This is a genomic window from Microcystis sp. M083S1, from assembly GCF_020246405.1.
Lineage (GTDB): Bacteria > Cyanobacteriota > Cyanobacteriia > Cyanobacteriales > Microcystaceae > Microcystis > Microcystis aeruginosa_C.
Map to the genome: position 1 here is coordinate 1 of NZ_JADBTB010000193.1, position 8,094 is coordinate 8,094.

Below are 8,094 nucleotides of genomic sequence, written 5' to 3' on the forward strand. Positions count from 1 at the left end.
GAGTGATCAGGGGGAAATTCAGCTACTTTTTCCCTGAAAATTAGGTAATTGACCCCCTCAAAATCGGTAAAACCCCACACCCCACACCCTACACCCTACACCCTGCCCCTAGGAAAAACTTTTTCAGCAGACCCTACTTAAGCGGTTAAATCGATTAACTTTTGTTTTAAAGTTTCCAATCCTAGCCGACGAATAGCCGAGATAAAAACAGCTTGGGGATATTTTTCCTTAGCTATTTCCAAATCCTCGCTTTTTACCTGATCCAACTTATTAAACACCATTAACATTGGACCGGTTTGAATCGGCATCTCCGAAAGGATTTTTAATACCGAGGCAATCTGACTTTCCCAAGCTGGATGGGAGAGATCCACCAGATGGAGTAAGGCATCTGCTTCCGTTACTTCCTCTAAAGTTGCCCGAAAAGCATCCACCAGCGAGGGGGGTAATTCGTGGATAAAACCCACCGTATCGGTTAGTAAGAGGGGGTGAGATGTTTGGGTGAGGGGATCGGTAATAGTTAAGCGTCGGGTAGTGGGATCGAGGGTAGCAAACAGTTGATCGGCGGTATAAACTTCGGCAGCGGTGAGAGCATTAATTAAAGTAGATTTTCCCGCATTGGTGTAACCGACGATCGCCACACTGGCTACCTCTTGTTTTTGCCGTTGTTTGCGTAAACGGGAACGATGAGCTTGCAGCTGATCCACCTCATCCTGGAGACGGGATAAACGACGTTGAATAGTTCGGCGTTCTGTTTCTAATTTTGTCTCCCCCGGTCCGCGAGTGCCAATTCCTCCCCCTAATCTCGACATGGCTAATCCGCGCCCGGTGAGACGGGGTAAAGTGTATTCTAATTGGGCTAATTCTACCTGTAGTTTACCCGCTTGGGATTGGGCCCGTTGGGCGAAAATGTCCAGGATCACCTCGGTGCGATCGACCACTCTCACCCCGATTTGGTTCTCTAGATTGCGAATTTGGGCGGGAGAAAGATCCCGATTGAATACAACTAAATTAGCCCCCGAAGTTTGCACCTGTAGGGCGATTTCTGCCACTTTTCCCGAACCGATCACTGTTTGAGGATGGGGATGATCCCGTTTTTGTCGGGTGACTTGCAAAACTTTGCCCCCGGCGGTATCAACTAAACGTTCTAATTCGCTTAAACCGTCCTCGAACTGGCGATCGCTCATATTGTCGGTCATTAAACCAACCAATAGCACCCGATCTTCGGCTGTATCAACGGTTATAGCGGTAAATTCGCGCTGAAACTCCGCCTCTAGTCCTTCCACTAACTCTAAAAAGTCCTGTTTGCTTAAATCCTCTAGATTTAAGGGCGGGGAGACAGACCAGTATATATTACTATTGACATTTGTTTGACTTTGTGGTATGAGATGCGCCAGATAGACCTGCTCCACATAACCGGTTGCCCCACCACCGCGACGGATCATGCCTGTGCCGGTTAGGGTTAAGATCACCAGTGCGTCTAATCTTTGCAGAGCCATGGCGGTTAAACTGGATTCTTTTGGCGGTTCCTGCTTGAGTTCCGTGGCGATACAACGAATTCCGCAAAGACGTTCGGAACCGTAGCGGGGTAGTTCCAAGAGGGAAAATTGGGTTTGTCGGGGGGTTCCCACTCCCACACGAATTACCTGGCCGCGACGGTTGATATAGGTGCAGAGGGGTTGATGAATATCGGTACTGATGGCCGCCAGTCTTTGGGCGAATTCTGGGGTGGTGAGAGTATCGATAGGCAAGCGTTCATGGTACAGCCTTTGTAGCTGTTTCATCTGACTGGCTTTTAGTCCCTGGGTATTGCCGAAGATGGTATCGATAGGCTTTCCTCGCAATTAGGATTTTATCTATATATTGTAGCGATTTTGACCATGGCTGCCCTTTTATTTGTCCTCTAGAAGCCAGCCCTAATTAGGGTAAAATTGGGCAGTATCAATGGTTATTTTCCATATTATGCTCGCTTCTACTCAGGAACTCCTCGAAACCGCTCGCAAAAATATCTATGCGATCGGAGCTTTTAATGTTTATAACCTAGAAGGGGTCAAAGCGGTGATTAGTGCCGCCGAGGATTGCCGTAGTCCCGCTATGTTGCAAATTCACCCCAGCGCTTTGCGTTATGGCAGTTCCACCCTCGTCGCTCTCTGTTTAGAGGCCGCTCGCTCGGCCAAGGTTCCTATCTCGGTCCATCTTGACCATAGCACTAAAGCCAGCGATATCTACGAGGCCCTAGAAGCGGGGATGACCTCAATTATGGCCGATGGCTCTCATCTTCCCTACCAAGATAATCTCGCTTTTACCAAAGAAATGACTCGTTTAGCTCACGAATACGGGGCTGTGGTGGAGGCAGAAATCGGCCGAATTAGCGGCACTGAGGACGGGTTAACTATTGCCGAAAAAGAGGCTAAAATGACAGATCCAGAGCAAGCAGTGCAATTTGTGCAGGCAACGGGAGTGGATTCTCTGGCCGTAACTATCGGTAATGTCCATGGCGAGTACAAAAGTCCGCCCCGTCTCGATTTCGATCGCCTGGCCCGGATTCGACAACTTCTGTCTATTCCCCTAGTTTTACACGGTGCTTCCGGTTTACCCCCAGAAATGATCGGGCGATCGATCCAGTTAGGAGTCTGCAAATTTAATGTTAATACAGAAGTGCGTCAAGCCTATATGCAGTCCCTGAAACGGGAAATTTGCGGGCCAGAGGATAAGGATTTATTAGAGATCGCAGGAGAGGCAATTTCCGCGATGAAATCGGTAATTATCGACAAATTAACCCTTTTTGGTGCTGTCAATAAGGCCCACCTCCACGAAACTCCCTACGCTCAAATGTTAGCGGGATTATCGGGGGTTAGGGACTAGGAATTATAAATTATGAATTATGAATTATGAATTGGGGAGAAGAGAGAAGGGAGAAGGGAGAATAAATAAAAATAATCTCCTGTCTCCTGAATACTGACTCCTGAAGTCTGACTCTCGACGACCGGCTCCTGACGGTTAAAATAACTGATCACTGAGATAAAAGGCCGATGAAAAAATTAATTCTAGCCACGAGTAACCCGGGTAAATTAGCAGAGATAGGGGAATACTTAACCGATATCGACCTAGAATTGCAGTTAAAACCCGATGATTTAGAGATAGAGGAAACCGGGGCGACTTTTGCTGAAAATGCCTATTTAAAAGCTGCTCAAATTGCCCTAACTTTGGGAGAATGGTCGATCGCCGATGATTCGGGATTGGAAGTAACCGGGTTAGGAAATGCCCCGGGGATTTACTCGGCCCGCTATGGTAAAAATGATCGAGAAAGAATCGATCGCCTCGTCAGAGAATTAGGAGATAATCAAGATCGTTCGGCCCGTTTTGTCTGTGTAATTGCGATCGCCCGTCCCGATGGTGAGATTGCCTTGAGCGCCACAGGAATCTGTACGGGAGAAATTCTCACCAGTCCTAGGGGTAAAGGTGGTTTTGGTTACGATCCGATTTTTTATGTCCCCGAATACGCTTTAACCTTTGCGGAAATGTCTCCCGAATTAAAAAGAAAAATTAGCCATCGAGGACGAGCTTTTGAGCAATTGCTGCCCCATCTCAAGACTCTCGCGGGTACAAATTCATTAAGGCTCTGACTTGTTCAGCATGATAAGAGCTTCTTGTCAAGGGACTCGCAACAATTTGTAAAAATCCCAGAGACTCGCCGTATTCGCGCCAAGCTTGGAACTGTTCAGGGGTGATAAATTCCTGCACACCGAGATGTTTTGGCGATGGTTGCAGATACTGCCCGATGGTGAGAATATCACAATCAACGGCCCGTAAATCGCGCATTACTTGGCGCACTTCCTCGTCGGTTTCCCCCAATCCCACCATAATGCCCGATTTTGTGTAGGTAGCGGGAACAATGGCGCGAGCGCGCTGCAATAATTCTAGAGAACGCTGGTAATCACCCTGGGGACGCACACGACGGTAGAGACGGGGAACAGTTTCGGTATTGTGGTTTAAAACTTCAGGTTTAGCGGCAAGAATTAAAGCTAAAGCCTGCCAATTGCCACAAAGATCGGGAATCAGCACTTCGATGGTGGTTTTTGGGGAAATGCGGCGAATTTCCTCGATACAACGGACAAATTGACTAGCGCCTCCATCGGCCAAATCATCGCGATTGACAGAAGTGATCACTACATGATTAAGATCAAGACGTTGCACGGCTGCCGCTAGTCGCAGGGGTTCCGTGGAGTCTAAAGGTTGCGGTTTTTTCTCAAAATCGATATCACAGTAAGGACAGGCGCGAGTGCAAGCAGGACCCATAATTAAAAAGGTAGCCGTCCCCGCGTGGAAACATTCGCCGATATTGGGACAGGAAGCCTCCTCACAAACGGTATTTAAGCCTAAATCGCGTAAAACTTCCTTAACACTGCCGACTCGCTGCCATTGCGGTGCTTTTACCCGTAACCACTCTGGTTTTACCGTCACGCCTGAACTACTCCGATAATTTTTGCCTATATCTGTAATATCCTAGCAAGTCTCGACCCAATCAAGGCCGAATATGCTATGATGATTTAGCTAAAAACTTTCGGGATGTAGCGCAGCTTGGTAGCGCACTTCGTTCGGGACGAAGGGGCCGCAGGTTCGAATCCTGTCATCCCGATTAAAGACAATCAAGGGTAGATCCCCCCGCCTATCGGCACCCCCCTTATCAAGGGTAGATCCCCCCGCCTATCGGCACCCCCCTTAATAAGGGGGGCAGGGGATCAGAGTCCAAAATCTATCTTCTATTTGATTATAACTACTTAATTTACCTCCTCTAAGCCCATGTCTAGATTATTAATCAGCCAGTATCAGGCGGAAGTTGAGAAGATTGTCCAATATGGCGGCAGTCGCAAGGAAACTTCGATTAGAGTCGCTTTTCAGAATTTGTTAAATGACTATTGCAAGGCGCGGGATTTTTTGTTAATTCCGGAGTTGGATTATCGCACTAAGTGGGGAAAAGTTGTCTATCCTGACGGGACGGTAAAGGATGCTTTACGGTTAGATTGGGGATATTGGGAAAGTAAGGATCAATACGATAATTTAGACGAAGAAATTGAGAAGAAGTTAGCGAAAGGCTACCCTAATGACAATATTTTATTTGAAGATTCCCAGACGGCGGTTTTAATTCAAGGAGGAGAGGAAAGACTGCGCGTCTCGATGCGCGATGATGAGGCTTTGGATGGGATTATTAATGCTTTTATTAATTATGTACGTCCAGAAGTTAACGATTTTCGAGAGGCGATTGCTAGTTTTAAGGAAGATTTACCAACAATTTTAGAGGCGTTGCGGGATTTAATTGCGTTGCAGTCGGAGACGAATCGGAATTTTGTGACAGCGCGGGACAAATTTTTAGAGATTTGTCGCAAGTCAATCAATCCAGAAATTAGTCTGGAAGATGTGCGAGAGATGATTATTCAGCACATCCTGACAGAGGATATTTTTATCAATATTTTTAATGAGTCCCAGTTTCACCGGGAAAATAATATCGCTAGGGAATTACAGGGAGTGATTGAAACTTTCTTTACTGGTAATACCAAGCGCAATACTTTAGGGACAATTGAACGTTATTATGCGGTAATTCGGCGGACGGCGGCGAATATTTATAACCACCACGAGAAGCAGAAATTTCTCAAGGCGATTTATGAGAATTTTTATAAAGCATACAATCCGAAAGCGGCGGACCGGTTGGGAATTGTCTATACACCCAATGAAATTGTCCGTTTTATGATTGAAAGTGTCGATTATTTAGTCCACAAGCATTTTGGTAAGTTGTTGGCGGATCCAGGAGTAGAAATTTTAGATCCGGCGACGGGGACAGGAACTTTTATAACGGAGTTGATTGAGTATTTACCGAAGGATAAGTTACGGTACAAGTATAAGCATGAGATGCACTGTAATGAGGTGGCAATTCTGCCTTATTATATTGCTAATTTAAATATTGAGTTCACCTACAAGCAGAAGATGGGTGAGTATGAGGAGTTTGAGCATATCTGTTTTGTGGATACCCTGGACCATGCTGCTTTTCATCTCAAGCAGATGGATTTATTTGCCATGTCGGTGGAGAATACCCAACGGATTCAAAATCAAAATGACCGCAATATTTCTGTAATTATTGGGAATCCTCCTTATAATGCCAAGCAGCAAAATGCTAATGACAATAATGCAAATCGTAATTATGAACAAATAGATAAAAGAATCCGAGATACTTATCTAAAAGTGAGTAACTCTCAAAATCAAAATAGAGCTTATGATATGTATGCTCGTTTCTTAAGATGGGCATCTGATAGATTAAATAAAGATGGAGTGATTGCATTGATCACTAACAACTCTTTTATAGACAAAAAAACATTCGATGGGTTTAGGAAAACAGTTTTACAAGAATTTAGTGAAATATGGTTAGTTGATTTGGGAGGAGATGTAAGAAAAAATACTAAAATTTCAGGTACAAAGCATAATGTTTTCGGGATTCAAGCAGGTGTATGCATTAGCTTCTTTGTTAAAAAATCAAGCCATAACGAAAAAGCAAAAGTTTTCTATTTTAAGATGGCAGATAGTGATTTAGCCAAAGATAAGCTAATATTATTAAATGAAAATAGAATTGACAATTTAAACTTTAAGCATATTCAGCCTAACCATAATCATGATTGGTTGTATGAAAATAATGATTTTGATGAACTTTTACCTTTAATTAACAAAGATACTAAAACTGGCAAAAATGAAAAAGCAATCTTCAGGAACTTTTCGCTAGGGGTTATAACTGCAAGGGACGAGTGGTTGTATGATTTTAACCCGGATTCTTTAAGGTCAAAGCTAGAGTTTTTTTGTCAGTTTTATGCTTCAGAGCAGAAGCGATGGAATGATTCAGGAAAAATTACTTCTATTAAAAACTTTGTAAGTAGAGAAATAAAGTGGAGTGATGAGCTAGAAAATAAGCTTGTTAGAGGAGACGAAATAATTTTTGATCCAGAGAAAATTATTGTTGTTTTAACTCGACCATTTACCCAAAAATATATTTTCTGGAACAAAACAGTTTTACATAGATTACACCAATTAGAGAATCTATTCAAAATTGGTGATTTGGGCAATATAAGTATTTGTGTTACAGCACATAGTCAAGTGCCATTTTGTGTTCAAGCAACAACGTATCCCTTCGATTATGGCTATGGTTCAAGAGACACTACAGGGATTACTATTTATGCTTACGACAAAGAAGGAAACCGTATCGATAATATCACCGATTGGGGATTGCAGCAATTCCAAAAACATTACAACGATAAAACCATCACCAAACTCGATATCTTCCACTACACTTATGCAGTCCTTCACTACCCGGAATATCGCAGTAAATATGAATTAAACCTCAAGCGAGAATTTCCCCGGCTTCCCTTTTACGATAACTTCTCTCAATGGGTAGAATGGGGAAGCAAACTAATGGAATTACATATCAACTATGAAACCGTCGCACCCTACCCACTAACCCGCATTGATACTAATAATAACCTCAAACCCAAAACTAAACTAAAAGCTGACCGAGAAAAAAATTCCATCAACCTTGATGATGTCACTTTCCTACTAGATATTCCCAAAATTGCCTGGGAATATAAACTCGGTAATCGTTCAGCCCTAGAATGGATATTAGATCAATATAAGGAAAAGAAACCCAAAGATCAAACCATCGCCGAAAGATTTAATAATTATCGCTTTGCCGATTATAAAGAAACAGTAATTGACTTATTACAAAGAGTCTGTACTGTCAGCGTCGAAACCATGAAAATAATAGAAGCGATGAGACATTAAAAAGATTGCTTCTGGGGAATCTTATTCTAGATTCTGCCTCCAGTAAAAACTTTTTCAGTAAACCCTAAGTAGCTGGTTATAATTAAATTAAAAATGGATTTTAGGTTTGATCCCCCCTGCCCCCCTTGATAAGGGGGGTTGATTCGTAGGGTTGATTCGTAGGGTTGAATGGATTTTAGGTTTGATCCCCCCTGCCCCCCTTGATAAGGGGGGTTGATTCGTAGGGTTGATTCCTAGGGTTGATTCGTAGGGTTGAATGGATTTTAGGTTTGATCCCCC

Annotated in this window: 5 protein-coding genes and 1 tRNA gene; 4 read left to right on the forward strand and 2 right to left on the reverse strand. The window is 43.6% G+C overall.

Annotated elements, in window-relative coordinates; genetic code table 11:
- Positions 1–137: 137 nt before the first annotated feature.
- Positions 138–1,841, reverse strand: coding sequence for a GTPase HflX (gene hflX, locus IM450_RS17870; protein ID WP_287668396.1), 1,704 nt, complete (start codon positions 1,839–1,841; stop codon positions 138–140).
- Positions 1,842–1,941: 100 nt separating this feature from the next.
- Between hflX and IM450_RS17875 the strand changes: the two genes are divergently transcribed.
- Both IM450_RS17875 and rdgB read left to right on the forward strand, forming a co-directional pair.
- On the forward strand, positions 1,942–2,862 hold the full coding sequence (locus IM450_RS17875) for a class II fructose-bisphosphate aldolase (protein WP_287668398.1): 921 nt from the start codon (positions 1,942–1,944) through the stop codon (positions 2,860–2,862).
- A 167-nt stretch (positions 2,863–3,029) separates the two neighbouring features.
- Entirely contained in the window at positions 3,030–3,623 is a 594-nt protein-coding gene (rdgB, locus tag IM450_RS17880; protein WP_004268069.1) for an RdgB/HAM1 family non-canonical purine NTP pyrophosphatase, read from the forward strand.
- Here rdgB and lipA read toward each other — a convergent pair.
- Entirely contained in the window at positions 3,586–4,491 is a 906-nt protein-coding gene (gene lipA / locus IM450_RS17885) for a lipoyl synthase (protein ID WP_071839449.1), read from the reverse strand. The two genes, rdgB and lipA, sit on opposite strands and share 38 nt — an antisense overlap.
- Positions 4,492–4,562: 71 nt before the next feature.
- Between lipA and IM450_RS17890 the strand changes: the two genes are divergently transcribed.
- Positions 4,563–4,636, forward strand: a tRNA-Pro gene (locus tag IM450_RS17890).
- Between the two features lie 164 nt (positions 4,637–4,800).
- Entirely contained in the window at positions 4,801–7,815 is a 3,015-nt protein-coding gene (locus IM450_RS17895; RefSeq protein ID WP_287668401.1) for a type ISP restriction/modification enzyme, read from the forward strand.
- The last annotated feature ends 279 nt before the right edge of the window (positions 7,816–8,094 follow it).

Bases quoted from the DNA above. Each gene is read 5' to 3' on its own strand.
- IM450_RS17895 (WP_287668401.1), top strand. From the start codon at position 4,801: ATGTCTAGATTATTAATCAGCCAGTATCAGGCGGAAGTTGAGAAGATT.
- IM450_RS17875 (WP_287668398.1), top strand. From the start codon at position 1,942: ATGGTTATTTTCCATATTATGCTCGCTTCTACTCAGGAACTCCTCGAA.
- rdgB (WP_004268069.1), top strand. From the start codon at position 3,030: ATGAAAAAATTAATTCTAGCCACGAGTAACCCGGGTAAATTAGCAGAG.